Consider the following 24,881-nt stretch of genomic DNA (forward strand, 5'->3'; position numbering starts at 1 on the left):
GAGGCCGAAGATGTACGACCCCACAGTCGCCCGCCTCACCTACCGGGCCCTGCTAGGCCGCCGCCGGGCGCTCATCCTGGGCGCCCTGCCGTTGCTGCTGATCGCGATCTCCGTCGTCGTCCGCGGCCTCGCGGGCGCCGACGACCAGACGGCCGCCGACCTGCTCGGCGGCCTCGGGCTCGCCACCATGGTGCCGATCATCGGCGTCATCGCCGGCACCGGCGCGATCGGCCCGGAGATCGACGACGGATCGGTGGTGTACCTGCTGTCCAAGCCGATCAAACGCCCGACGATCATCTTCACCAAGCTGATCGTGGCGATCGCCGTGACCATGGTGTTCTCGGCCCTTCCGACGTTGATCGCGGGATTCATCCTCAACGGCAACGGCCAGCAGATCGCCGTCGCCTACACGGTCGCCGCGCTGGTCGCCTCCATCGCCTACGCCGCGCTCTTCCTGCTGCTCGGCACGGTGTCGCGGCACGCCGTGGTCTTCGGGCTCGTCTACGCCCTGGTCTGGGAGGCCCTGTTCGGCTCCCTGGTGCCCGGAGCGCGGACGCTGAGCGTCCAGCAGTGGTCCCTGGCGGTCGCCCACAAGGTGACCGGCGGCGACCTGGTCACGTCCGACGTCTCCCTGACGACGGGCACGGTGCTGCTGGTCGTGGTGACCGTCCTGGCCACCTGGTACGCCGGCCAGAAGCTGCGCTCACTGACGCTTGCGGGCGAGGAGTAGACGCCCGCTTTATTGACGGGGGCTTCACCCGGGTCCGGGCACACTGGGCAAAGGGGATGTTCCGTGGAGAGGAACGGGGATGGCCGAGGGTTTCCGGGACGCCGACGCAGAGTGGGACGGCATCGTCCTGGACGAGGAGTTCATACGGTCCGCGGGGGCGTCGGAGCCGTCCGCGCGAGCGCGGATGCTGGCCGCGAAGTGGCGGGCGGAGGCGCCGGAACCTCAGCCGTGGCGGTCGGACGAGCCGCCTGCCGGGTGGTTCTTCAGCAAGGGCCGGCGCAAGTGGTGGCGGCGGTAGGCCGTCGTTGTGAACTGCGGGCCGGTGGGGGCCGGTCGCGCAGTTCCCCGCGCCCCCAAGGGGCGCCTCAGCGGGCCTCTTTTTTAATCAGTGGCGGCCAACTCGGCTCAAAGGCACAGTTGTTGTGTCAGCCCATGAGCCGGGAGAGGAGCCGGACGATGTCCATGCACGACAGTACGTCCCGCTCCCGTCAGGGCAGCCGTCGGCGGGTCGCCGTGTAGCTGCCCGGGGCGGCCGCTTCGAGCACGCGATGGTCGCTCTCGCGTGGGCCGCCCACCCGGAGGATTGGCCGAGTGGTAAGGCACCGGCTTGCTAAGCCGTGGTCGGGCCTGGAAAGCCCGCGCACGTTCGATCCGTGCATCCTCCGCAGACGTTGTACTGAGACCTGGCCGACAGGGCCGGGCTGGGGCTGGTCAAGAAGGTCCCGGCGCTTATCCCAGCAACTGCTCCAGCACCACCGCGATGCCGTCCTCCTCGTTGGAAGACGTCACCTCGTGGGCCACAGCCTTCAGCTCCTCATGGGCGTTGGCCATGGCCACTCCCCGAGCCGCCCAGGCGAACATCGGGATGTCGTTCGGCATGTCACCGAAGGCGATCGTGTCGGCGGACTTGAGGCCCAGGCGACGCGCGGCCAGGGAGAGACCCGTCGCCTTCGAAAGACCGAGGGGGAGCAGTTCCACGATGCCCTCGCCCGCCATGGCCACCGTGACGAAGCCTCCGGCCGCCTGCCGGGCCGCTTCCGCGAGCTCGTCGTCGGACAGCTGTGGGTGCTGTATGTAGATCTTGTTCAGAGGCGCCGCCCAGAGGTCGGCCACGTCCGTGAAGGGGATCGACGGGAGGTGGCCCGTCACCGCGTACCCCGGCCCCACCAGCACGTCGCCGTCGAGGCCGTCACGGCTCGCCGCCAGGTGCAGCGGGCCGACCTCCGCCTCGATCTTCGCGAGGGCGACCCCGGCCAGCTGCCGGTCCAGTGTCACGGAGGTGAGGAGGCGATGCGCTCCGGCGTCGTACACCTGCGCCCCCTGGCCGCAGACGGCGAGGCCGTCGTAGCCGAGGTCGTCGAGGATGTGCCGGGTCCAGGGGACCCCGCGGCCGGTGACGACGATGTGCGCGGCGCCCGCCGCGGTGGCCGCGGCGAGCGCTTCACGGGTGCGCGGGGAGACCGACTCGTCGGAGCGCAGCAGCGTCCCGTCGAGGTCGGTGGCGATGAGCCCGTAGGGGAAGCTCACCGGGACACCGGCTCCAGGACCTCCCGGCCGCCCAGGTACGGGCGCAGCACCTCGGGCACGTACACCGAGCCGTCGGCCTGCTGGTGGTTCTCCAGGATCGCCACGATGGTGCGCGGTACGGCGCACAGGGTGCCGTTGAGCGTGGCCAGCGGCTTGACCTGCTTGCCGTCGCGGACCCGGATGGACAGCCGGCGGGACTGGAACTCGGTGCAGTCCGACGTCGAGGTCAGCTCGCGGTACTTGCCCTGGGTCGGGATCCACGCCTCGCAGTCGAACTTGCGGGCGGCCGAGGCGCCGAGGTCGCCGGTGGCGACGTCGATGACGCGGAACGGCAGCTCCAGCGAGGTCAGCCACTGCTTCTCCCAGGCCAGCAGCCGCTGGTGCTCCGCCTCCGAGTCCTCGGGGGCGACGTAGGAGAACATCTCCACCTTGTCGAACTGGTGGACACGGAAGATGCCCTTGGTGTCCTTGCCGTGCGAGCCGGCCTCGCGGCGGAAGCAGGGGGAGAAGCCGGCGTAGCGGAGGGGCAGGCGCTCCGCTTCGATGATCTCGTCCATGTGGTACGCGGCGAGCGGGACCTCGGACGTGCCGACCAGGTAGAGGTCGTCCTTGTCGAGGTGGTAGACGTCCTGGGCCGCCTGGCCGAGGAAGCCGGTGCCCGCCATGGACTGCGGACGGACCAGCGCCGGGGTCAGCATCGGCGTGAAGCCGGCCTCGGTGGCCTGCGCGATCGCCGCGTTGACGAGCGCCAGCTCCAGCAGGGCGCCGACACCGGTCAGGAAGTAGAAGCGGGAGCCGGAGACCTTGGCGCCGCGCTCGACGTCGATCGCGCCGAGCAGCTGGCCCAGCTCCAGGTGGTCCTTGGGCTCGAAGCCCTCGGCGCCGAAGTCCCGGATCGTGCCGTGCTCCTCGAGGGTGACGAAGTCCTCCTCGCCGCCGACGGGCACGTCGGGGTGGACGAGGTTGCCGAGCCGGAGCAGCAGCTCCTGGGTCTCGGCGTCGGCCGCGTCGCGCTCGGCGTCGGCGGCCTTGACGTCGGCGGCGAGCTGGCCGGCCTTCTTCAGCAGCTCGGCCTTCTCGTCACCGGAGGCCTTGGGGATGAGCTTGCCGAGCGACTTCTGCTCGTTGCGCAGCTCGTCGAAGCGGACGCCGGAGGACCTGCGCCGCTCGTCGGCGGAGAGGAGGGCGTCGACGAGCGCGACGTCCTCTCCACGGGCGCGCTGGGACGCGCGCACACGGTCGGGGTCCTCACGGAGCAGGCGAAGGTCAATCACGGAGCCAAGGCTACCGGTGCGGGGTTGCCGCCCACGAATCACTATTCATACGTGTTCCGAATCGCGGCTTACGTTCCGTTATGGGGGAATTGCCGAGCGTGTCAATAAAAAGTGTCTCACTCCCCGGGACGGGGCAGGCGTGCGGCCCGCGGTTGACTGGATTCCCTTGTGGAGACCGGGACTTGCAGGCGCGGTTGTCCACAGGAATCCACACCCTCCCGAGAGTTATCCACAGGGTGTGTGGATGACGTGTGGACTCCGGAATTGATCACTCCGCGAGCGGCGCGTGAAGAGAGGAATTCCCACATCAAACCGGGGCAACACCCTCTTTCGAGTGGAAAGGCGTCGCTCCAAAAGATGAACCATGGGAAACGAGTGGACGAAGGGTGATGCGGGCGGGCGGAGCCGCGCCGACGGCCCGTAGGCCGATTTGTCGACAGACTCACGCGTCACTGTCGACTTGTCCCCAGGTCGAGATGGGCACCTGTGGATAACCCCTGTGGATAACGAAGATATGAGCGTACGACCGGCTAGAAACGGCCGTCCTGGCAGCGCGCCACCCAGTCCGAGGCCGCCACGAACTCCTCGTCCGACGTCCCCGGCAGTGTGGGCCCCACGGTCTCGCCCGGCGCGACGTCCGCCCGCGGGTAGGACCCCAGGAACCGCACCTGGCGGCAGATCCGCTTCAGCCCCATCAGGGCCTCCGCCACCCGCCGGTCGGAGATGTGGCCCTCGGCGTCGATGCAGAAGCAGTAGTTGCCGATGCCGGCGCCGGTCGGCCGGGACTGCAGCAGCATGAGGTTGATGCCCCGGGTGGCGAACTCGCCGAGCAGGTCACGGAGCCCGCCGGGGTGGTCGTCGTTCTGCCAGAGCACGACCGACGTCTTGTCCGCGCCGGTCGGGGCCGCGGGCCGGGCCGGGCGCCCGACCAGGACGAACCGGGTCTGCGCGTTCTCCGCGTCGTGGATCCCGGTCTCCAGGGCCTCCAGGCCGTACCGCTCGGCCGCGAACTCACCCGCGAAGGCCGCGTCGTAACGGCCCTCCTGGACCAGGCGGGCACCGTCCGCGTTCGAGGCGGCGGACTCCCAGACGGCGTCCGGGAGGTGGGCCCGCAGCCAGTTGCGGACCTGCGGCTGGGCGACCGGATGGGCGGTGACCGTCTTGATCTCGGAGAGCTTGGTGCCGGGTCGGACCAGCAGCGCGAAGGTGATCGACAGCAGCACCTCGCGGTAGATCATCAGCGGCTTGCCCGCGACCAGTTCGTCGAGGGTCGTGGTGACCCCGCCCTCGACGGAGTTCTCGATCGGCACGAACGCGGCCTCGGCCTCACCGTTGCGTACGGCGTCCAGCGCGGACTGCACGGAGACGTACGGGATGAGCTCCCGGGTGGCGGCCTCCGGAAGCGTGCGCAGGGCGACTTCGGTGAAGGTGCCTTCGGGACCGAGATACGCATAGCTCGCTGGCATGTCCCTCACCCTAATGGGCGCAGGGAGACGCGGCTCACTTGTCTCATCGGATCCACTCGACCGGGTGGTTTGAAACCCGGAAATGCACCAATAGTGATCAGAAACCACTCTGGTATCGCTGCGGCAGGCGGATGTCACCCCTCCAGCAGCCGCTGCCCGACATACTCCCCGGCGGCAGCACCGCCCGGCACCGCGAACAGGCCGCTCGCCTCGTGCCGGATGTACTGCGAGAGCGCGTCCCCACGGTCCAGTTTCCGCTGCAGCGGCACGAACCCGCGCAGCGGATCCGCCTGCCAGCAGACGAAGAGCAGCCCCGCGTCCGGTGTCCCGTCCGCGTCGATGCCGTCGTGGTACGAGAACGGGCGCCGCAGGATCGCCGCGCCCCCGTTCTGGTCGGGCCGGGTGATCCGGGCGTGCGCGTTGACCGGGACGACGTACTCCCCGTCCGCCCTGGCCTTCTCCAGGTCCATCGCCGTCGTCTCGGTGCCCCCGGTCAGCGGCGCCCCGTTCGACTTCTTCCGTCCGATCACGTTCTCCTGGGCCGCGAGCGACAGCTTCTCCCAGTCGTCGAGGAGCATGCGGATCCGGCGTACGACGGCGTAGGAGCCGTTCGCCATCCACGCGGGGTCGCTCGAACCGCTGGCCGGCACGAAGATCCGCCGGTCGAAGTCCGAGTCCGTCGGCTTGGGATTGCGGGTGCCGTCCAGCTGGCCCATGAGGTTGCGGGCCGTCATGGGGTGCGCGGTGGCGCCCGGGGTGCGGTTGAAGCCGTTCATCTGCCAGCGGACCTTCGCGGCGCTGCCCGCGTCCTTCTGTATCGCCCGCAGGGCGTGGAAGGCGACCAGGGCGTCGTCGGCGCCGATCTGCACCCACAGGTCGCCGTTGCTGCGCGACCTGTCGAGGTGGTCCGAGGAGAAGTCGGGCAGCGGGTCCAGCGAGGAGGGCCGTTGTTTCTCCAGGCCGGTACGGGTGAAGAAGCTGTTGCCGAAGCCGAAGGTGACCGTCAGCGCCGAGGGACCCGCATCGCGGGCCACGTCGGTGTCGTCCTGCGTCATCGGCTCGCCCGCCATCAGCCGCTCGGCCGTCGTCGACCAGCGGCGCAGCAGCGCGGCGGCCTCGGTACGGCCCGCGCCCGCCGCCAGGTCGAAGGCGACGAGATGGCCGCGCGCCTGGAGGCCCTCGGTGATGCCCGGCTGATGTTTCCCGTGAAACATCGCCCGGTCGGATCCGACCGAGCTGAGCGGGACGGCCTGGGTGGGGGCGGCCGCGTAGCCGACGCCGGCGCCCGTGGCGCCGAGTACGAGTCCGGTGGCTCCGGCGGTGCCGAGCAGGGCGCGCCGGCTGACGCCCCCGGCCGGGGGCGCCTCGGCGGCTGCGGTGCGGTCCTCGGTGACGGACTGGGACTGTTCGGGCATGGTGCGGTTCAGCCGATCTGCGCGCTCTTGGAGACGGTCACCTGGTCGATGTCGGAGGTCCGCACGGTGACGGAGACCTTCCAGTCGCCGGCGATGGGGATCTGCACCCCGTTGGCCGCCCAGTGTCCGGTGGTGATGTGGTCGGGGTTCACGGGAATCGGCCCGAGCTTCTTGGCGTCGAGGGTGAAGGCGACCTTCACCTCGGGGATGTCGAAGGCCCGGCCGTTGGGACGCTGGACGTAGACGTGCATCTCGTTGCTGCCGACGGACGCGGGGTCCAGGTCGACGCGGACGACGCCCTTGCCGTCCTTGCCGCCGGTGTCGAAGGACATGTCGAGGGTCAGCGCGCCCGAGGACGAGTTCGACGTGGAGGAGGACGAGGCGGGCGCGGTGGCGGCCTTGGCGTCCTGCTCGGTACGGCCGGGCTCGGTCTGCGTCAGCACGGTCGTGACCGCGAGCAGGGCGACGGCGACCCCGGCCTCGGCCAGCACCGAGCGGCGCAGGCCGAAGCGGTGCGGGTCGGCGTCCCGGAGCCGCTTCTGCCGGGCGGTCTCCATGGCGGACTGCTGCCGGGCGAGCTGGGCGGCGCGCCCTGGGTCCTCGTCGGTAGCCGTGGCCTTGCCGGAGACGCCGGTGCCGCCGGAGACGGCGGAAACACCGGGGCCGGACTTGGCGGCCTTGCCGGAGGCCTCCTTCGTGGCGGCGGACGCCTTGACCGTCTCCTTGGTCTCCGCTTCCTCCGCCGCCTCCGCCGCCTCTTTCTCCACGGTCTCTTCGACGGTCTCCGTCACCCCCGCAGCCGCGAGCCGCCCCGTCCACCGTCGCGAGATGGACGCGATGCCGACGAGCAGCGCCACGAGCCCGATCTTGACCAGCAGCAGCTCGCCGTAGGCCGTGTCGGTGAACGCCGACCAGGAGCCGAGCTGGCGCCAGGACTGGTAGATGCCGGTGGCGACCAGCGCGAGCACAGACCCGAAGGCGACGCGGGAGAAGCGCTGTACGGCGGCGGACTCGACCGGCGTGTCGGCGGGCGCCCGGTAGAGGGCGACCAGCAGGGCCGTGAGCCCGCCCAGCCAGGTGGCGACGGCGAGCAGGTGGATGACGTCGACCGGCATCGCGATGCCCGGCTGGAGTCCGGTGGAGGCGTGCTCGGCCATGGCCCAGCTCGCCGCGAGCCCGGCGGCCACGACGGTTCCGCCGACGGCCAGCCCGAAGGTCAGGTCGCGCTTCTCGTCGTCCTCGCGCTTGTCGTAGGCGCCGAACAGGACGGCGATGAAGAGAGCGGCCGCCGCGAGCAGCAGCAGCCGGGAGACCAGGGCCGCGCCGGTCTTGGTCTGCAGCACCTGGCCGAGGAGGTTCAGGTCGAAGATGTCGCCGACGCTTCCGGAGGTCGTGTAGGAGCCGCGCAGGAGCAGCAGCCAGAGGGTGGCCGCGGTGAGCGTCAGCCAGCCGCCGACGACCAGACGCTGCATCGCCCGCACCCCGGAGCCGCGCTGCCAGCAGGCGAGGACGAAGGCGGCGCCGCCGACGAGCACGATGTACCCGGCGTACGACATGTACCGCCCGAAGCCGTAGAGCCAGCCGACGACGCCGCCGCCCGCCTCCTGGTCCCCGACCGAGGCGACGGTCCTGGAGGGCGCCCCGACGGAGAAGGTGAAGGCGCCGGCGACGGGGTGGCTGTCCGCCGAGACGACCTGCCAGGCGACGGTGTACGTGCCCTTGCCCAGCCCGCTCTTGAGCTGCACGCCGTACGTCGTCCCGCTCAGGTTGCCGGGCTTGGCGAGGTCCACCCGCTTGCCCCGGGGGTCGAGGACCCGGATCGAGTTGTCGTTCATCGAGACGTTCTCGGAGAACGTGAGCGAGACCTGGTCGGGCGCCTTGGTGACCACCACCCCCTGGGAGGGGTCGCTGCCGGTCAGCGCGGCGTGCGCCGAGGCCGGCCTGGCGCCGGCCAGCAGCGCGCCGGTGACGGCGAGGAACAGCAGCACCAGGGTGCGCAGGCGGGGGGTGATGGTCCGCATCAAGGTCGGTCCTCCCTCAGTGTCCGGTCGACGGGTTGTACGTGGCGGACTTCACCGGCATCTCGACGGTGAGCGGACCGGATTCGGCGAACGTGAGTTTCAAGGTGATCGTGTCGCCCTGCTCCGGGCGGTGCTTCAGCTTCTCGAACATCAGATGGTTGCCACCACTTTTGAACACGAGTTGACCGTGGGCGGGCACCTCGAAGGAGTTGACCTCCTCCATCGCCCCGCCGTTGGTCTCGTGCATGGTGATCTCACCGGCGGAGTCGCTGGTGACGGAGGTGAGCTCGTCCTTCGTGCCGCCCTTGTTGGTGATCGTCAGGAATCCGGCGGCCATGTCGGCGGAGACCGGCTGGGGCATGTAGGAGGCCTGGACGGACAGCTCGGCCCCCGAGGAGCCCGAGGCTCCCGAAGAGCCCGAACCGCCGCACCCCGCGAGGGCGAGCGCCCCCGCGACGGCTATCCCGGTCAGGGCGAGGCGTTTCCCGGGGTTCCCGGGCCTCGCCGGGTTCACGGACGTCACGGACTTCACGGGTTCTCCCCCTTGATGAGCTTGGGGAGGTCCTTGGTGTAGTCGTCGACGGTGGCGTCCTCCCCGTACAGGACGTATCCGCCGTCGGTCTTCGGCGAGAACGCGATGACCTGGGTACCGTGCACCGAGACGACCTTGCCGGTCTTCTTGTCCTTGTGGGTCGGCTCGATGGAGATGCCGAGGGTGCGGGCACCGGCCTGGATGGTGGCGAAGTCGCCGGTCAGCCCGACGAAGCTCGGGTCGATGCCCTTGAGCCACTTGCCGAGCTCGGAGGGGGTGTCGCGGGCCGGGTCGGTGGTGACGAACACGACCCGCAGCTTCGCCTGGTCGGCCTTGGACAGCGCCTTCTTGGCGACCGCGAGGTTGTTCATGGTCAGCGGGCAGACGTCGGGGCAGTGCGTGTAGCCGAAGTAGATCAGCGTCGGCCTGCCCCTGGTCTCCGCGCGCAGGTCGTACTTCTTGCCCTGGGTGTCGGTGAGCACCAGGTCGGGCTTCTCGAACGGCGTGTCCAGGATGGTCGCGGCCTTGTTCGAGGTGTCCCCGGAGACCACGGTGACGGGTGACTTCGCGTCGTTGTCGCCGCTGCCGCAGGCGGAGAGGGTCAGGGTGGCGGCGGCGAGCAGCGCGGCCGCGGCGAACGTCTTCTTGCGCATACGAAAATGTCCCAGATGTGAGAGATCCGGCGCGCACCGGGGGGCCGTACGACAGCTGCCCGACAGCTGTCACAGCGTCGCACGACCCCCCGTGCGCGTTACGGACGCGGAACTCAGGCCTCGGTGCCGGTGGTGGACCGGCGGCGGCCGGCGAGGACGCCGTAGGCGACCCCGGCCGCGCCGACGGCGATGCCGACGACGCCGAGGACGCGGGCGGTGGTGTCGGTGCCGCTCGAGGAGCCGGAGTCGTCGGAAGATGCCGCGGCCTCGGTGCTGGCCGCGGTGTCCTCGGCCGTGGTCGAGCCGTGGTGATCATCGGTGGCGGCGGACAGCGCGAGGACCGGGGCCGGGTTCTCCGGCTCGTCCTGGCCCTTCTGCTGGACCTCGATCCACCGGACGACCTCCTTGTTGGAGTACGTCTGGACGGCCTTGAAGACCAGTTCGTCGGTGTTCTCGGGCAGGGCGCCCACGGAGAGCGGGAACTTCTGGAAGTAGCCCGGCTCGATGCCCTTGTCCTCGGCGGTCCAGGTGACCTTGGTGACCGCCTGGTCGATCTTCTCGCCGTGCATCTCCAGCGGCTTGGCCAGCTTGGACTTGGTGACGTCGATCTTCCAGCCGGCCATCGGCTGCGGCATCACGGACGCGATCGGGTGGTCGGCGGGGAAGTTGACCTCGACCTTGGTGGTCGAGGCGTCGTCGCGCTCGTTGGGGACCTTGAAGTCGATGACCGCGTAACCGCCCTTGGCGGCGGTGCCCTCGGGCTGCACGCTGACGTGCGCGAACGCGGGCGAGGAGACGGCCAGTACGGCCGTACCCGTGACGGCGGCGACGGCGATGACGCGCGAGGCCTTCATGGCGGACACGGCGGACATGGCGGTCATGACGGAAGCCTTCATGGCAGGGAGCACTCCACTCCGAGTGAGTTCTGTCGTTGAGGGGGCGCGTGGAAACCCGAAAGCCCGAAAGCCCGAAACCCGATGCCGGAAGCAACGAAGCAACGAAGCAACGAAGCAACGAAGCACCGAAGCACCGAAGCACCGAAGCCGGAAATCGGACGGGGCCGTCGGAAAGCGCACGCGCACGTGCCGCACGACGGCGGCAGGACCCTCCGGTCCGGGCAGACCCGGGGGAGTGCTCTGGTCGCGTCGTGTCAGGCAGCGAGAACGAGTACGGCGGCGGCCACCGGCGGCCCGCGCCGGATCACGGAGTGCTGGAGTGCGACGGTGCGCGGGGCCGGCGGTATGTCCCAGGCGCTGCGACGGCCACGCGCGGGCGCCTCGGGCACGGCCACGAGCCCGGCGCACAGGGCGCGCGCGAGCGCGAGCGCCCCGCGCAGGGCACGGATCAGCGCCCCCTCGGCGACCCCGTGCGCCGAATCGGCCGACAACTGGATCAGCCGCAGTAGTGCCAGGTCGCCCCGGCGCAGCAGCCACCCGGCCACGACGGCCGCGAGAACGTGTCCGAGCAGCATGGGCACGGAGGGCAGCAGTGAACCGAAGGCCCCGGTGGCGTCCGCGGCATGGGCCGCCCCGCTCGTGCCGGTGGCCGGAGCCGAGGTGCCGAGATGCGCGTCCGTGAGGATCTTGTAGGCGTGGGCGGGGCTGATCTGCGCGGCCCCGGCCCCGCACACCAGCCGTGCGGCCCGCTCCACCAGCGAGGCGTCGCTCATGGACATCGACGACATGGACGGCATCGACGACATGGACGACCCGGACATCGAGCCGCCGGACATCGCGGAACCGCCGTGCTGACCCAGACCGAACAGGGTGTGGAGGACGGTCTGCACCACCGCGAGCAGGGCCACGATTCCCGGCAGCGAGCGGGCCCGGCCGGTCAGCGGGGCGACGAGCGCCAGAGTGCCCACGAAGCCCGCGCCGAGCGTCCACAGCGGGACGGTCGCGCAGGAGGCCAGAGTGTGCCCCGCCGCGGCCAGCACGACGCACAGCGCGGCGAACACCGCGGCCCGCAGGAGCCGCAGTCCGCTTCCGGTGCGCGCCGCGCGCGGGTGGGGGGCAGTCATGGCGCGCTCATCATCGCACTGGACCCGCACCCGTCTTACGTCAGGTCCGGAAGATTCCTTTACACGAAGTTTCCGTTGCGCCCTGGACGGTGATCGAGAAAAAAAGCCGAAAGATCATCCTTGTGGCGAACCGCCCGCTCATACACCGAAACCTCCACCCGCGCATCCCCCGGATGGGCGTTCTCACATGAACGGAGTGCTTACACCCGCGCACGGGTGGCAATAGGTATCGGTATGTCGAGCCGCAGCCAGGAGGCTGGAGCATGAGCATCTGGTGGTCACTCCATCTGCGGCGTGAGGCCGCGAGCGTGCCGCTAGCCCGCCGACTGCTGATCGGCACGATGGAGACGGCGGGCGTCGACCCCGACATCTCCTTCGACCTCTCCGTCGCCCTCAGCGAGGCCTGTGCGAACGCCGTCGAACACGGCGGGGTCGGCCCTACCTCGGAGGCGTACCGGGTCACCGCCTACCTGGACGGCGAGAAGTGCCGTATCGAGGTGGCCGATTCGGGACCGGGGCTCGCGCCGGGGTTCGCCCGCACCCAGGACATCAGGCCCGCCCGTCCCGACGCCGAGAACGGGAGAGGCCTCTGTCTCATCAGAGAACTCGCGGACCACGTCCACATCGGCAACAAGCCCGGCCGCGGCGGCACCGTGGTCAGCTTCGACAAGATTCTCAAGTGGAAGAAAGATCCTTCCCTGCTTTCGGCATGACTCTCGCCCCGGCATAACACCCGCGCTAGGGTGCGCGCATGATTCTCAGAAAGATTAAAGAAAGCCAGCTCATCCCCGGCGTGATATTGCGTCCCATAGCCGTCGGCGACGCGAAAGCGCTGTGCGCCGCATACGTCGGCAGCAGACGTCATCTGGAACCCTGGGAACCGGTCAGACCCGAGTCCTTCTTCACCGTCGACGGCCAGGCCGAACGCATCGAAGGCCTGCTCGGGCAGGCCGCGGACGGCCTCGTGGCCCCCTGCCTCATGGAGGCGGCCGAGGACGGCCGGATCGTCGGGGCGATCACCCTTTCCGGGATTTCCCTCGGTCCTTTCTGCAGTTCTTACGTCGGCTATTGGGTGGCCGGTGATCAACAGGGCCGCGGTCTGGCCACCGCCGCCCTGGAGCGGGTCTGCGAGATCGCCCGGGATGTGATGGGACTTCACCGGATCGAGGCGTCCACGCTGATCGAGAACACGACGTCCCAACGCGTGCTGAAGAAATGCGGGTTCGAGACCATCGGGGATGCCCCGCAGTATCTGCACATCAATGGAGAATGGCGGGACAGCAGGCTGTTCCAGCGGATCCTGCACGACCGCGCCCCGGCGCTGTGACCAGTGGCTTCCCGACCGGTTCAGCCTCCTGGGCGTTCACAGGCCGTTGCCAGCCTCCGCCCATGCCCCTGACAAACGGCGTCCTTAGCTTCGTCGGCCATGACGGGAAACCACAGGAACACGTCGAGCACCCGCCGCCGTGCCCTCGCGGTCTCCGGCGGCACGCTGGCGGCCGGCGGCCTCGCGGTCGCCGGCTTCCAGTCGGCCTTCGCCGCCACGACGGACACCGCCACGACGGACACCGATGCGACCGGAGCCGACGCGTCCGGCGCCGGTGCGACCGGCAGCGCCTCCCCTTCGGCCTCCGCCTCCTCGTAAGGTACGGGACATGACAAGTCGCGAGGACGACGCGCTGGCCCAGGCCGCCGTGGCCGCGCTCACCGGTCAGCTGGCCCTGGCCCCCAAGCCGGGCCTGCCCGACCCGCGTGACCTGGACGCCCGCAGTACGCGCCGGGAGCACGACAGGCTGCGCTGGTCGGCCAGGGCGCTGGTGCCGGGCCTCGCGGCGATGGCCGCCTCCGCCCGCCGTACCGGCGAAGCCACACCGGTGCTGCGGGCGGAACTCGGCGCGATCGGCCGGTGCACCGAGCACTCGGTCGGCCTGGCCGGCGGCGGCCACAAGGGCGCCCTGTGGGCCCTCGGCTTCCTGGTCGCCGCGGTCGCCCTGGACCCCCGCGCCAAGGCCCGCGAGATCGCCCTGAACGCGCGGAAGATCGCCGCGTTCAACGACAAGGGCGCCCCCAAGCGCCCCTCCCGGGGTTCGTCGATCTCCGTCAAGTACGGCGCGGCCGGTGCCCGGGGCGAGGCCCGGGCCGGATTCCCGCACGTGCGCAGGGCCCTGGACGCCCTCACCGCGGCCCGCACCGCGGGCGCCACCGAGAACCAGGCCCGCCTGGACGCCTTGCTCACCGTGATGTCCACCCTCCAGGACACCGAACTCCTCTACACCGCGGGCCCGCTGGGCCTGCGCCAGGTCCAGGCAGGCGCGCGGGATGTACTGGAGGCGGGCGGCACGGCGACAGAGGCGGGCGCGGAGGCGCTCCGAAACCTTGACGCAGGCCTGCACGAGAAAGGCTGGAGCCCGCGCGGCAGCGCGGGCCTGCTGGCCGGAGCTCTCTTCCTGGACGCGTTGCCGATCCCTGCCTAGGGGCGCGGGGAACTGCGCGACCAGCCCCCACCCACCCGCAGAACGCAACGATGGCCGGGCACCCTCCCAGGTACCCGGCCATGTCACACCCGTCAGCCCTTGAGCGAGGCCATCCAGGCCTCGACCTCGTCCGACCGCCGAGGCAGCCCAGCGCTCAGGTTCCGGTTCCCGTCGGCCGTCACGAGGATGTCGTCCTCGATCCGGACGCCGATCCCCCGGTACTCCTCCGGCACGGTCAGGTCGTCGGCCTGGAAGTACAGCCCGGGCTCGACGGTCAGCACCATCCCCGCCTCCAGGACGCCCTCCACATACGTCTCGGTCCGCGCGGCAGCACAGTCGTGGACGTCCAGCCCGAGCATGTGCCCGGTGCCGTGCAGCGTCCACCGGCGCTGCAGGCCCAGCTCCAGCACCCGCTCCACCGGCCCCTGAACGAGCCCCCACTCGACGAGCCGTTCGGCCAGCACCCGCTGCGCGGCATCGTGGAAGTCGCGGTACTTGGCGCCCGGCTGCACCGCCGCGATGCCGGCCTCCTGGGCGTCGTACACGGCGTCGTAGATCTTCTTCTGGATCTCGCTGTACGTGCCGTTGACCGGCAGCGTGCGCGTGACGTCGGCGGTGTAGAGGCTGTGCGTCTCGACGCCGGCGTCCAGCAGGAGCAGGTCGCCGGAGCGCACCGGGCCGTCGTTGCGGACCCAGTGCAGCGTGCAGGCGTGCGGGCCGGCCGCGCAGATGGAGCCGTAGCCGATGTCGTTGCCCTCCACGCGCGCGCGGAGGAAGAAGGTGCCCTCGATGTAGCGCTCGCTGGTGGCCTCGGCCTTGTCGAGGACCTTCACGACGTCCTCGAAGCCGCGGACCGTGGAGTCGACGGCCTTCTGCAGCTCGCCGATCTCCCAGTCGTCCTTGACCAGCCGGGCCTCGGAGAGGAAGACCCGCAGCTCCTCGTCGCGCTCGGCGGTGACCTTGTCGGTCAGCGCGGCCTGGATGCCGGCGTCGTACCCGCGGACGACCCGCACCGGGCCGGTGGCCTCGCGGAGCTTGTCGGCCAGCTCGCGCACGTCGGCGGCGGGGATGCCGTAGAGCGCCTCGGACTCGGTGAGGGAGTGGCGGCGGCCGACCCACAGCTCGCCCTGGCCGGAGAGCCAGAACTCGCCGTTCTCACGGTCGGAGCGGGGCAGCAGGTAGACGGTGGCCACGTGGCCGTCGTCCTTCGGCTCGAGGACGAGTACGCCGTCCTCGGTCTGGTTGCCGGTCAGGTAGACGTACTCGACGGACGCCCGGAACGGGTAGTCCGTGTCGTTCGAACGGGTCTTCAGGTTGCCGGCCGGGATCACCAGGCGCTCGCCCGGGAAGCGGGCGGACAGCTCGGCGCGGCGGCGGGCGGTGTGCCCGGCCTGCTCGACGGGCTGGAGATCGCGCAGCTCCGTGTCGGCCCAGCCGGACTTCATGCTCTCGGCGAGCTCGTCGGACACGCCCGGGTACAGGCCGTTCTTGCGCTGCTTGATCGGCTCTTCCGACTCGGTCTCCGGGGTCTCCGGATGTTCCGGGGTGAGCTCGTCGGACACGGTTATCCTCCTCGACACTGCAGTGGATCCCGTCCATCGTACGGTCGTACCGGACGGCGTCCCAGGGACTCGGGGCCCGCGGCCGTGTGAGGTGCGTGCGCTTGCGCCGTGTTCCGTCCTGTTGACTGACCGGTCAGTCGAAGCGGGCCGCCAGCAGGACCACGTCCTCCTCGCTGTCGGCCTCGTCCAGGCCGTCCGGCAGCACCGTGCGCAGGACGTGGTCGGCGATCGCGCCGGGGTCGCGGCGCAGTGCGCGCGGGACGCTCGCGGCGGCGGTGTGCAGCCGGGCGAAGGCGCGGTCCATGGGGTCGCCGGTGCGGTGCAGCAGTCCGTCGGTGTAGAGGAGCACGGTCTCGCCGGCCTCCGCCTCGATCTCCACGCTGGGCGCCTCCCAGCAGGCGAGCATGCCGAGCGGTGCGGACACCGAGGTCTCGGCGAACTGCGTGCGGTGCTCCCCGATCAGCAGCGGCGGGCTGTGCCCTGCGCCGGCGAGGGTGACCTTGCGCAGCGCGGGCTCGCAGTAGGCGAACAGGGCGGTGGCGGAGCGGGCCGGCTCGGTCAGCCGCAGCAGCAGCTCCAGATCGGAGAGGACCGCGACCGGGTCCTCGCCCTCCATCACCGCGTACGCCCGCAGCGAGGCGCGCAGCCGGCCCATCGCGGCGACCGCGCTCGGCCCGGAGCCGGTGACCGAGCCGACGGCGAGGCCGAGGGCGGCGTCGGGCAGCGGCAGCGCGTCGTACCAGTCGCCGCCGCCGCGCGGGCCGGTGCGGTGCCGGGCGGCGAGCTGGACACCGGCCACCCGGGGCAGCCGGGAGGGGAGCAGTTCCTCGGCGATGGTCGCCATGCACGCGCGCGTGCGCTCGACCTCCAGCAGCCTGGCCAGGTGTGCGGCCGCGTGCCTGACGTACAGGCCGGCCAGATGGCGCCGGCGCTCGTCGGGCTGGGCCGGCTCGTCGTACAGCCAGGCGACCGAGCCGAGGCGGTCGGCGACGCCGGTGCCGAGGGGAAGCGCGTAGCTGGCGGCGTAGCCGAGGCGGACGGCGACCTCGCGGTGGCGTGGGTCGAGGCCGTCCTCGGCGAACAGGTCGGGGTGCGCGGTCTCGGCGGCGGTACCGGTGTCGTACGGCAGCGCGCCGCGCGGGACGGTCTCCAGGTGGCCGAGGTCGGCGCGGCCGAGCCCGAGGCCGAGCGTGGTGTGCGGGCCCAGCCCGTCGGCGGGCTCCAGCGCCGCCACCCCGCGCCGGGCGCCCACCAGGGCGGCACCGGCGCGCAGCAGTTCGTGGAGGGCCTGCTCCAGCGCGTCGGTCCGGGCGAGCCGTTCGGTCAGTTCGTGGAGGGTGGTGAGGTCGGAGACCCAGCCGGCCAGCCGGTCCTGGAGGACGGTGCCGGGTGCCGGGGCGGTGGGGGCCTTGGGAACCACAGGTGCGGCCGGGGCGGGGGGGACCGGCGGGACAGTGTGTGCCGGAGTGGGGACCGTTGAATCGATTCCAGCCACTTTCGGAGGGTGCGGCGCGTTCATCGCGTCCGGCTTTCAGACCTGTGCGTATTGCTCAAAAGCATCGCAAACCCCCATGTCTTTCTGCGCCGCCGGCGGTGTCTCCACATGTACACGCACTCGTGAGGGGATGTCCAGCATTGTCCTGCTGGGATTCCTGGTGTCCGTGGGCCCCTTGAGATGTTCTCGAAGGGGTCTTCCGGACCACTTGCACAAAGGCAAAGTTGGCTTAAAACTGACTCGGGCAACGGTTCATTGCGGTCGACTGGCCTTGCTCCACGGAGCGTCACAGCGGTCGTGATGGGTACGTACTCGGTGAAGGCCAGGGGTGGTTGGGGACCACCCGGAACCTGGCGACGGACCCGGGCGTCTTAACCACCGACGACCGTGCCCCATCCTCCCGTGGCGGAGGCGGAGAGAAACACTCGGAACGGCAAAACGCCAGACTTCGCCACCCCCACGCCGTGGCCGTGCTTTTGATAGACGCAGTACGAGACGCAGTACGAGCAGTACGCGGTACGAGCAGTACGACGCAGTTCTTGTGAACGCGGGCGCGGCCCCCGCTCGACCCCGGTGGGGTTCCCCTTGCTCAGCGCAGGGGTGTGATGCGCCAACAGGTACGCACAGTGAAGTGATCGACACATGGTGTGATGTGGTCCACGGTGTTGCCAGCGGTGCAACGGAAAGGAACGAGCGCTCATGCGCGAGATCCTCGGAAGGCGACGCAGGCTCCTGTCCAGGCGGAACGACAAGGGGCCTGAGCTTCTCGGCGCGGCCCTGACCTTCGCGACGGAATGGCAGTGGCCCGTACTCCCGGGCGTGGCTCCCGACCCTCAGGGGCGGGCCCGGTGCGCGTGTCCCGACCCCGAGTGCACGGTGCCCGGTGCACACCCCTTCGACCCAGGCCTGCTCGCCGCCACCACCGACGAGCGCATGGTGCGCTGGTGGTGGGGGAACCGGCCGACGGCCCCGATCGTCCTCGCCACCGGAGCCGCCGGCGGCAAGGCGCCCTGCGCGGTCAGCCTGCCGGCCCTCGCCGCCTCCCGCGCCCTCACCCTCCTCGACCGCCGTGGCATGCGCCTCGGTCCGGTGGTCGCCGCGCCCACCCGCTGGGCGCTGCTGGTCAAGCCGTACTCCATGGAGCAGCTGGGTGAGCTGCTCTACGCCAAGGACTTCGTCCCCGGCTCGCTCCGTTTCCACGGCGAGGGCGGCTATCTCGCCCTGCCGCCCTCCGAGACCGGCCAGGGCGCCATCCGCTGGGAGCGGGCCCCGCTGCCCGGCTCGGCCAAGCCCTGGGTGCCCGATGTGGAGGCCGTGGTGGACGCCGTGGTCGACGCCCTCACCCGTACGGGTGTGAGCGCACCCGAGTTGTAGGGGTGTCGGGCGCGCAAACCCGGCTTGTCGCGTCCGTCTGGTTACCCTCCGCACATGAACGTGCGTCTCCTCGCCCTCGCGGGCGTCATGGTGTGCGCGGTAGCGCTGCCGCTGGCCGTGGCGTCCGCGGGACAGGTGGGCGACGCCGCCGTACCCGCCGCCCGGCACGACGACGAGAAGCTGCCGGTGCCCGTCCGGTCCCCGCTGGTGCTCGGCCTGGGTCTCGCCACAGCCGCCCGCTGCGGTCCCGAACTCACCTCGCCCGACGGCGTCGAGGCGCAGACCTGCGTGATGGCCCAGGGAGCGGACACCTGGGCGCGCACCTACTACCGCAACGCCACCGGCGCGGCCCTCGAGAGCGTGCTGAGCCTCCTCGGCCCGAACGGCCGTACCGTGCAGACGCACTGCGCCGCCGACGCCGCCGCCGACGACGAGCCCGCCACCTGTGAGACGCCCCGGGAGCAGACCCGGGGGGCGCTGGACGCCTACACGGCCGTCACGGAGTTCGCGGCGCGCGACGGCGACGGCCCGCTGCTGCTGCGCTCCGCGAGCAACTCGGGGGACACCGGTGCGGGGGACTCCGCCGTGAGCAACTCCCAGCGCTGACACGGGAGTTGGCGATCCACTGGCGTCCGTACACCGGCGCGGGCATGAAAGGGCCCGGTTGCTGGCGACGGGGGATGCACCAGCAACCGGGCTACTGAGACGGTAACAAGAGATCGGCGGTTCGCAAATTCGATCTCGGCTATTCGGACACGTATCTGCTTGCCGCGTAGGGAAGTTGTGACAGGAGTCACCCGAGTCGACGGGCCTGGAGCGGCTGACCGACCGGTCAGCCGCGACCCTGTGCCCGCGCCCGTCGCCGGCTGACCGTCAGCTGAGCGTCACCTGTCGGTTGGTGAGTCCGCCGCGGGCCCGCCGCTCGTCCGCGGTGAGGGGTGCCTCCGAGGCCAGCGCGGTCGCGAGGCGCTCGGCGAACTCGGCGGCAGGCTTCTCCACGTCCTCGGCGCCGACCCCGCTCGGCAGGTCCCAGACCGGCACGGTGAGGCCGTGGGCACGGAAGGAGCCGACCAGCCGGGTCCCCTCGCCGAGGCCGGCCCGGCCCGCCGCGTGCAGTCGCGCGAGAGCGTCCAGAAGCTGCTCCTCGGGGTACGGCATGACCCACCGCAGGTGGTTCTTCTCGGGCGTCTCGCACCAGTAGGCGGAGTCGACGCCGGTCAGCTTCACCGTCGGGATGGCCGCCGCGTTGGCCCGCTCCAGGGAGGCGGTCACGTCCGGGGTGGCGTTCTCGGCGTCCTGCACCCAGAACTCGAAGCCGTCGTGCACAACTGGCTCGAACGGGCCCTTCGGGTCGAGCAGGTCCTGCAGCCGGGGGCTGTCGGCGGGGGCGCGGCGGCCCTGCACCGGGGTGCCCGGCTCGGCGGCGAGGGCACGCTGGAGGGTGTCGGCGAGGTCGCGGCTGATGTCGCCGGAGGCCGTGTCGTTCTGCAGGCCGAGCAGGACCGCGCCGTCGTCGCGGCGCAGCGCGGGCCAGGCCATCGGCAGCACGGTGGCGAGCGTGACCGAGGGGACGCCCTCGGGCAGACCGTCCTTCAGGGTCAGCTCGACGGTGGCGGCGGGGACCAGCTCACGCAGCGCCACCCAGTCGCCCTCACCGGCCAGCCCCTCGAAAGGGCGGTGCACCAGCTCGGTCGCCGCGTGCGCCGCGGCCCGGCCGTGACAGGCCTTGTAGCGGCGGCCGCTGCCGCAGGGGCAGGGCTCACGGGCACCGACGACCGGATAGTTCACATCAGCGCCTTCGGCGCGGGCGGCATCGCCGGGCTGCGGCCGCGTGGCCGTCGTCTGGGGTCGCTTCTTGGCCATCTGGGTGTCTCCCGGTTACGGCTCGTCTGGTACGGGCGGGAGCCTAGCCGTTCACGCCCTGGATCACGGGAACCTGTGGACAACGGCGCCGCCGCGGACCGTCCGGCGCGTGGTCCTGTGGACGAAGGCGCCGTCGCGCATCCGTCCGGTCCCGGTCGCCGAGGGCTCGGTCCGGGCCGACGGAGCCGCGCCGGTCCGGACCGGCGGCGATTCAGTCCAGGTCGTCGAACGCGTCCGCGAAGTCCAGGTCGGCCATCTCCGGGACGGGGGGTGCCGTGATGCGCGGAGCGAAGGCGTCGCGGCGGTCCCGGGTGCCCGGACCGCCCACGTCCTTGTGGACCACGACCCAGACGGTCACCTCGCCCCGGGCGTCGTCCCGGACGCCCCAGTCGTCGGCCAGGGCCGTGATGATGTTCAGCCCGCGGCCGCCGTGCGCCGTGACCGACGGGGTCATCGGGGCCGGGCGGGTCGGGCCGCCGCCGTCCGTCACCTCGACGATCAGCCGGCCGCGCGTGTCCACCTGCCAGGCGGCCCGGACGTCGCCGTCTCCGGCCAGCGCGTCCCCCAAGGGGCGCCCGTGTTTGCAGGCATTGCTCAAAAGTTCGGAAAGGATCAGTACGGCATCGTCGATGACCGCTTCTGACAGACCGCCCGTGCGCAACTGGTCGCGCATCCGGTGTCTCGCCTTCCCCACGCCCGCAGGGCCATGGGGTACGGCCATGCTCGACGACGTGGGCACCTCCTGTGCCACCACCAACGCCACCCCCGAGACCTCCTTTGCCCCACGCCACGGTGTGGATGCCCCATTGGCCTGAACCGGAAACCGGCCAATGAATGCCCGGTGACGCATTCGCAACGGACGAATACGCGCCGAACGCGCCGGAGCACTCCCTGTCACGGGTCGTCGCCCTATCCCCCAGATATGGCTACGTGTGGCTGATTTTCGCTGGTGTGGCCGAGAAGTGAGGATGCTGTGAGCCGGCTGTCGGGTCAAGGGCTGCGAGGTGTCCTTACTCGACTCTTTATCTGAGCCCTGGTCAGGACGGTCCCGAGGCGCCGCCCCGCGTCCCGCTCAACGCCCCAGCCGGCTCAGCACGGCCGCCGGCCGGTTGGTGATGATCGCGTCGATGCCCAGCTCCACGCACAGGTCCACGTCCTCCGGCTCGTTCACCGTCCAGACGTGCACCCGGTGGCCGTTGCGCTGCAGCCGTTCGACGTAGGCCGGGTGATTGCGCACGATCCGGATCGAGGGGCCCGCGATCCGGACCCCCGCCGGCAGCCGCCCGTCGCGCAGCCGGGGCGAGAGGAACTGCAGCAGATAGACGGTCGGCAGCGTCGGCGAGGCCGCCCGCACCCGGGCCAGCGACCGCGCGGAGAAGCTCATGACCCGCACCGGCGACTCCTCGGGGGTGGCCGGTGCGTCCAGCCCGAACCGCTTGAGCAGGACCAGCAGCCGCTCCTCGACCTGCCCCGCCCACCGCGTGGGGTGCTTGGTCTCGATCGCCAGCTCCACCCGCCGCCCCGCGTCCGCGACCAGCTCGAGGAGCCGCTCCAGCGTCAGTACCGAGGTGTCCGCGCGGTCCTCGGGCCGGAACTCCCAGTCGGGCTCCTCGTCCCGCCCGCGCCAGGCCGGACTCTTCCGCCACGAGCCGAAGTCCAGGGCGGCCAGGTCCGCCAGCTCCAGGGCCGAGACCGCGCCCCGGCCGTTGGACGTACGGTTGACCCGCCGGTCGTGGACGCACACCAGGTGGCCGTCGGCGGTCAGGCGTACGTCGCACTCCAGGGCGTCGGCGCCGTCCTCGATGGCCTTCCGGTACGCGGCCAGCGTGTGCTCGGGGGCGTACTCGGAGGCCCCGCGGTGCGCGACGACCTGGATGCGATGCTGTGGTGCGTGGGTCACCGCGACATGGTGCCACCGAGCGGGGGTGGCTGGGGGCATCACGGATGCCGGTAAAGAGAACTTTTGTCGGACAAGCACTATATAAAGGTTGTCCGTGTACCCACAGCCACCGCTTATGGTGCTCTGACGGCCTGTGGGAAAAGCTGACGGCATACAAAAGCACATGCACAGCCGAATCGCGCCGGCCGACAGCAAGCGTGAAAGAGCGTGACCGAGTGCGACCGAGAAGAAGAGCCGTGGACCGAGGAGAGAAGCTGTGAGCACCGAGAACGAGGGCAACCCGGTACCCCCGGCCCCGTCCGCACCTCCCGTGCCGCCGTCGTCTCCCGCTGCCTCGCCGCAGGCAGCCGCGTCCGACGGTGGGGAAGCGCCGACCGCCCCGATCCCGCCGACGCCCCAGAACGCGCCCGCGAGCGACCCCTACGGGCCCGCACCGCAGGCCCCCGACGCCTCCTGGCCGCCGCCGCCCCCCGCGACCCCCTCCTACGCGGACCCGGGCGCGGGCGCCGGCGGCGGCTGGGGCTCGTCGTACGACCAGCAGCACCAGCAGCACCAGCAGTACCAGCACCAGCCGTTCCAGCAGCCGCAGCACGCGCCGAAGAAGGGCAGCGGGCGCGGGGGTCTGATCGCCGCCGTCCTGGTGGCCGCGCTGGTCGCGGGCGGCCTCGGCGGCGGCCTCGGCTACACGCTGGCGAAGAACAACGACGACAGCGGCTCCACGACCATCTCCGCGACCTCCAGCGGCGGCGCCACCCAGGTCAAGCGCGCCGCCGGCACCATCGCGGCGGTCGCCCAGAACGCGCTGCCCAGCACGGTCACCATCGAGTCCGAGGGCACCAACGGCGAGGGTGGCACCGGCACCGGCTTCGTCTTCGACAAGCAGGGCCACATCATCACCAACAACCACGTGGTCGCCGACTCCCTCGACGGCGGCAAGCTGACCGCGACGTTCCCGGACGGCAAGAAGTACGACGCCGAGGTCGTCGGTCACGCCCAGGGCTACGACGTCGCGGTGATCAAGCTCAAGAACCCGCCGTCCGACCTGAAGCCGCTCGCCCTGGGCGACTCCGACAAGATCGCCGTCGGCGACGAGACGATCGCGATCGGCGCCCCCTTCGGCCTGTCCAACACGGTCACCACGGGCATCATCAGCGCCAAGAACCGCCCGGTCGCCTCCAGCGACGGCAGCTCCACCAGCAAGGCGTCGTACATGAGCGCCCTGCAGACCGACGCGTCCATCAACCCGGGCAACTCCGGGGGCCCGCTGCTCGACGCCTCCGGCGCGGTGATCGGCATCAACTCCGCGATCCAGTCCGCGTCCAGCGGCGGCCTGGGCAGCACCGGGCAGTCGGGCTCGATCGGCCTCGGCTTCGCCATCCCGATCAACCAGGCCAAGTACGTGGCCCAGCAGCTGATCAAGACCGGCAAGCCGGTCTACGCGAAGATCGGCGCGTCGGTGTCGCTGGAGGACAGCACCGGCGGCGCGCAGATCACCGACTCCGGCTCGGGCGGCTCCTCCGCGGTCGAGTCGGGCGGCCCCGCGGACAAGGCCGGCCTCAAGCCCGGTGACGTCATCACCAAGCTGGACGACTCGGTGATCGACAGCGGCCCGACCCTGATCGGCGAGATCTGGACCCACAAGCCCGGAGACAAGGTCGAGATCACCTACAAGCGGGGCGGCAGTGAACACACGGTCACCGTCACCCTCGGCTCCCGCGTCGGCGACAACTGACCCCCACCCGCCCGCACGAACCGGTTACTCTGTTCCCCGCACCGATCTCGGTCGGCGCGGGGTGGGTTGCCCGAGCGGCCTAAGGGAACGGTCTTGAAAACCGTCGTGGCGCGAGTCACCGTGGGTTCAAATCCCACACCCACCGCACGCAGGTCAGCATAGGTGCTGGTCAGAAGGGGTGCACCGGTCTCCGGAGCACCCCTTTCGCGTTCGACCTGTCTCACCCTTTCTCGCGCATATCCCAGCGTTGACCAGTGCGTATGGGCCATCCGTGGGCCAGACTCAGGACCTTTCCCCCTCGTCGAGCGCGCGGGAAATCAGGTCGTTGGAGTGCTCCTGGCCACCTTGAGCGGCGGGGTGCTCTGGCGTCCAGCGATAGACGGCCAGCGATGCTGATGACCCCGCTGGTCAGCGCGTGGCGCTCAACAACGGTCCGCTGGCCAAGCAGCACTGCGCATGGGCAACTATCGCTGAACGTCACAGGTGCCGGGGTGCCGGTAAGAACTGCGTCACCAGCCGTGAACGGGATCGGCGAGCCTGGACTTGCCGATGCCGATGCCGATGCCGATGCCGGGGCGACCGGTGGACGTCCCCGATGCCGGTGACGGTGGCACCGCAGTTGCGGCAGGTGCCCTCGAAGGCCAGGGCGTGGTTGAGGGTGGGGCGGGGCTCCTGCCTCCAGGTGAGGGTGTGGCTGCGGTCGGCGGCCTGGGTCTTCATGTGTTGCTTGGCGAGGGTCCCCAGTGTCGCCGTCCCGACGACCTGGGCCCCCCGCGAGAGCCTGCGGGGCCCGTGCGATGATCGGCCACCTGTTCGTTGGCTTGTTCGTTGCCTCGTCCGTTG

The 24,881-nt window shown here is 70.8% G+C and carries 23 protein-coding genes and 2 tRNA genes; 11 read left to right on the top strand and 14 right to left on the bottom strand.

Translation table 11 applies throughout. From position 1 onward, the window contains the following. Positions 1-10: 10 nt before the first annotated feature. From ACZ63F_RS28325 to ACZ63F_RS28335, 3 genes are all read left to right on the top strand, one after another. Positions 11-730: an ABC transporter permease subunit gene (locus ACZ63F_RS28325; protein WP_093500942.1), complete on the top strand. Its 720-nt coding sequence runs from the start codon at positions 11-13 to the stop codon at positions 728-730. Positions 731-809: 79 nt separating this feature from the next. Then, a complete protein-coding gene (locus ACZ63F_RS28330) occupies positions 810-1,028 on the top strand; it encodes an SGM_3592 family protein (protein ID WP_469714913.1) in 219 nt (72 codons plus the stop codon). A 279-nt stretch (positions 1,029-1,307) separates the two neighbouring features. Continuing rightward, positions 1,308-1,395, top strand: a tRNA-Ser gene (locus ACZ63F_RS28335). Between the two features lie 64 nt (positions 1,396-1,459). Here the strand turns inward: ACZ63F_RS28335 and ACZ63F_RS28340 are convergent. The 9 genes from ACZ63F_RS28340 to ACZ63F_RS28380 form a co-directional block, all read right to left on the bottom strand. Beyond that, positions 1,460-2,257, bottom strand: coding sequence for an HAD family hydrolase (locus ACZ63F_RS28340; RefSeq protein ID WP_469714915.1), 798 nt, complete (start codon positions 2,255-2,257; stop codon positions 1,460-1,462). Next, the gene (gene serS, locus ACZ63F_RS28345; RefSeq protein ID WP_351956874.1) at positions 2,254-3,531 is read right to left on the bottom strand and encodes a serine--tRNA ligase; all 1,278 of its coding nucleotides are present in this window, start codon (positions 3,529-3,531) and stop codon (positions 2,254-2,256) included. The genes ACZ63F_RS28340 and serS overlap by 4 nt, the downstream gene beginning before the upstream one ends. A gap of 530 nt (positions 3,532-4,061) precedes the next feature. Continuing rightward, positions 4,062-4,997 carry a prephenate dehydratase gene (gene pheA / locus ACZ63F_RS28350; protein ID WP_469714917.1) on the bottom strand — a complete coding sequence of 312 codons (936 nt, stop codon included), beginning with the start codon at positions 4,995-4,997 and terminating at the stop codon, positions 4,062-4,064. Between the two features lie 134 nt (positions 4,998-5,131). Beyond that, entirely contained in the window at positions 5,132-6,412 is a 1,281-nt protein-coding gene (gene efeB, locus ACZ63F_RS28355; protein ID WP_469714919.1) for an iron uptake transporter deferrochelatase/peroxidase subunit, read from the bottom strand. An 8-nt stretch (positions 6,413-6,420) separates the two neighbouring features. Next, positions 6,421-8,436, bottom strand: coding sequence for a copper resistance CopC/CopD family protein (locus tag ACZ63F_RS28360; RefSeq protein WP_469714921.1), 2,016 nt, complete (start codon positions 8,434-8,436; stop codon positions 6,421-6,423). A gap of 13 nt (positions 8,437-8,449) precedes the next feature. After that, positions 8,450-8,965 carry a copper chaperone PCu(A)C gene (locus ACZ63F_RS28365; protein ID WP_469714924.1) on the bottom strand — a complete coding sequence of 172 codons (516 nt, stop codon included), beginning with the start codon at positions 8,963-8,965 and terminating at the stop codon, positions 8,450-8,452. Next, a complete protein-coding gene (locus ACZ63F_RS28370) occupies positions 8,962-9,618 on the bottom strand; it encodes an SCO family protein (protein WP_469714927.1) in 657 nt (218 codons plus the stop codon). Before ACZ63F_RS28370 ends, ACZ63F_RS28365 begins: the two co-directional genes overlap by 4 nt. Positions 9,619-9,731: 113 nt before the next feature. Next, a complete protein-coding gene (locus ACZ63F_RS28375; protein ID WP_469715189.1) occupies positions 9,732-10,472 on the bottom strand; it encodes a YcnI family copper-binding membrane protein in 741 nt (246 codons plus the stop codon). A gap of 296 nt (positions 10,473-10,768) precedes the next feature. Beyond that, a complete protein-coding gene (locus ACZ63F_RS28380; protein ID WP_469714930.1) occupies positions 10,769-11,638 on the bottom strand; it encodes a hypothetical protein in 870 nt (289 codons plus the stop codon). Positions 11,639-11,901: 263 nt separating this feature from the next. On the opposite strand from ACZ63F_RS28380, the gene ACZ63F_RS28385 reads away from it, so the two are divergent. The 4 genes from ACZ63F_RS28385 (at position 11,902) to ACZ63F_RS28400 (ending at position 14,112) form a co-directional block, all read left to right on the top strand. Next, positions 11,902-12,351: an ATP-binding protein gene (locus ACZ63F_RS28385; protein ID WP_469714932.1), complete on the top strand. Its 450-nt coding sequence runs from the start codon at positions 11,902-11,904 to the stop codon at positions 12,349-12,351. A gap of 38 nt (positions 12,352-12,389) precedes the next feature. Then, the gene (locus tag ACZ63F_RS28390) at positions 12,390-12,965 is read left to right on the top strand and encodes a GNAT family N-acetyltransferase (protein WP_469714935.1); all 576 of its coding nucleotides are present in this window, start codon (positions 12,390-12,392) and stop codon (positions 12,963-12,965) included. A 99-nt stretch (positions 12,966-13,064) separates the two neighbouring features. Continuing rightward, positions 13,065-13,283, top strand: a complete 219-nt coding sequence (locus ACZ63F_RS28395; RefSeq protein ID WP_469714938.1) for a hypothetical protein — start codon at positions 13,065-13,067, stop codon at positions 13,281-13,283. A gap of 10 nt (positions 13,284-13,293) precedes the next feature. Continuing rightward, positions 13,294-14,112 (top strand): triphosphoribosyl-dephospho-CoA synthase, encoded by an 819-nt coding sequence (locus ACZ63F_RS28400; protein ID WP_469714942.1) that lies wholly within the window; start codon positions 13,294-13,296, stop codon positions 14,110-14,112. A 92-nt stretch (positions 14,113-14,204) separates the two neighbouring features. On the opposite strand, the gene ACZ63F_RS28405 is transcribed toward ACZ63F_RS28400, so the two are convergent. Next, the gene (locus tag ACZ63F_RS28405) at positions 14,205-15,674 is read right to left on the bottom strand and encodes an aminopeptidase P family protein (RefSeq protein ID WP_469714944.1); all 1,470 of its coding nucleotides are present in this window, start codon (positions 15,672-15,674) and stop codon (positions 14,205-14,207) included. Positions 15,675-15,807: 133 nt separating this feature from the next. Continuing rightward, a complete protein-coding gene (locus ACZ63F_RS28410) occupies positions 15,808-17,193 on the bottom strand; it encodes a PP2C family protein-serine/threonine phosphatase (RefSeq protein WP_469714946.1) in 1,386 nt (461 codons plus the stop codon). 675 nt (positions 17,194-17,868) lie between these two features. Here ACZ63F_RS28410 and ACZ63F_RS28415 point away from each other — a divergent pair. Next, positions 17,869-18,543: a bifunctional DNA primase/polymerase gene (locus tag ACZ63F_RS28415; RefSeq protein ID WP_351956885.1), complete on the top strand. Its 675-nt coding sequence runs from the start codon at positions 17,869-17,871 to the stop codon at positions 18,541-18,543. 54 nt (positions 18,544-18,597) lie between these two features. After that, complete coding sequence (locus ACZ63F_RS28420; RefSeq protein ID WP_469714949.1) at positions 18,598-19,149, top strand: hypothetical protein; 552 nt, start codon at positions 18,598-18,600, stop codon at positions 19,147-19,149. Between the two features lie 267 nt (positions 19,150-19,416). On the opposite strand, the gene ACZ63F_RS28425 is transcribed toward ACZ63F_RS28420, so the two are convergent. The 3 genes from ACZ63F_RS28425 to ACZ63F_RS28435 form a co-directional block, all read right to left on the bottom strand. After that, positions 19,417-20,406, bottom strand: a complete 990-nt coding sequence (locus tag ACZ63F_RS28425; protein ID WP_469714951.1) for a DUF5926 family protein — start codon at positions 20,404-20,406, stop codon at positions 19,417-19,419. A 211-nt stretch (positions 20,407-20,617) separates the two neighbouring features. Then, on the bottom strand, positions 20,618-21,256 hold the full coding sequence (locus tag ACZ63F_RS28430) for an ATP-binding protein (protein WP_469714953.1): 639 nt from the start codon (positions 21,254-21,256) through the stop codon (positions 20,618-20,620). Between the two features lie 222 nt (positions 21,257-21,478). Next, complete coding sequence (locus tag ACZ63F_RS28435) at positions 21,479-22,306, bottom strand: glycerophosphodiester phosphodiesterase (RefSeq protein WP_469714955.1); 828 nt, start codon at positions 22,304-22,306, stop codon at positions 21,479-21,481. Positions 22,307-22,562: 256 nt separating this feature from the next. Here ACZ63F_RS28435 and ACZ63F_RS28440 point away from each other — a divergent pair, with 256 nt between their 5' ends. Together ACZ63F_RS28440 and ACZ63F_RS28445 are read left to right on the top strand one after the other, a co-directional pair. Beyond that, on the top strand, positions 22,563-24,038 hold the full coding sequence (locus ACZ63F_RS28440) for a S1C family serine protease (protein ID WP_469714957.1): 1,476 nt from the start codon (positions 22,563-22,565) through the stop codon (positions 24,036-24,038). Positions 24,039-24,098: 60 nt separating this feature from the next. Further along, a tRNA-Ser gene (locus ACZ63F_RS28445) sits at positions 24,099-24,183 on the top strand. Positions 24,184-24,881 lie beyond the last annotated feature (698 nt).

The organism is Streptomyces sp. NPDC104761 (assembly GCF_055583445.1).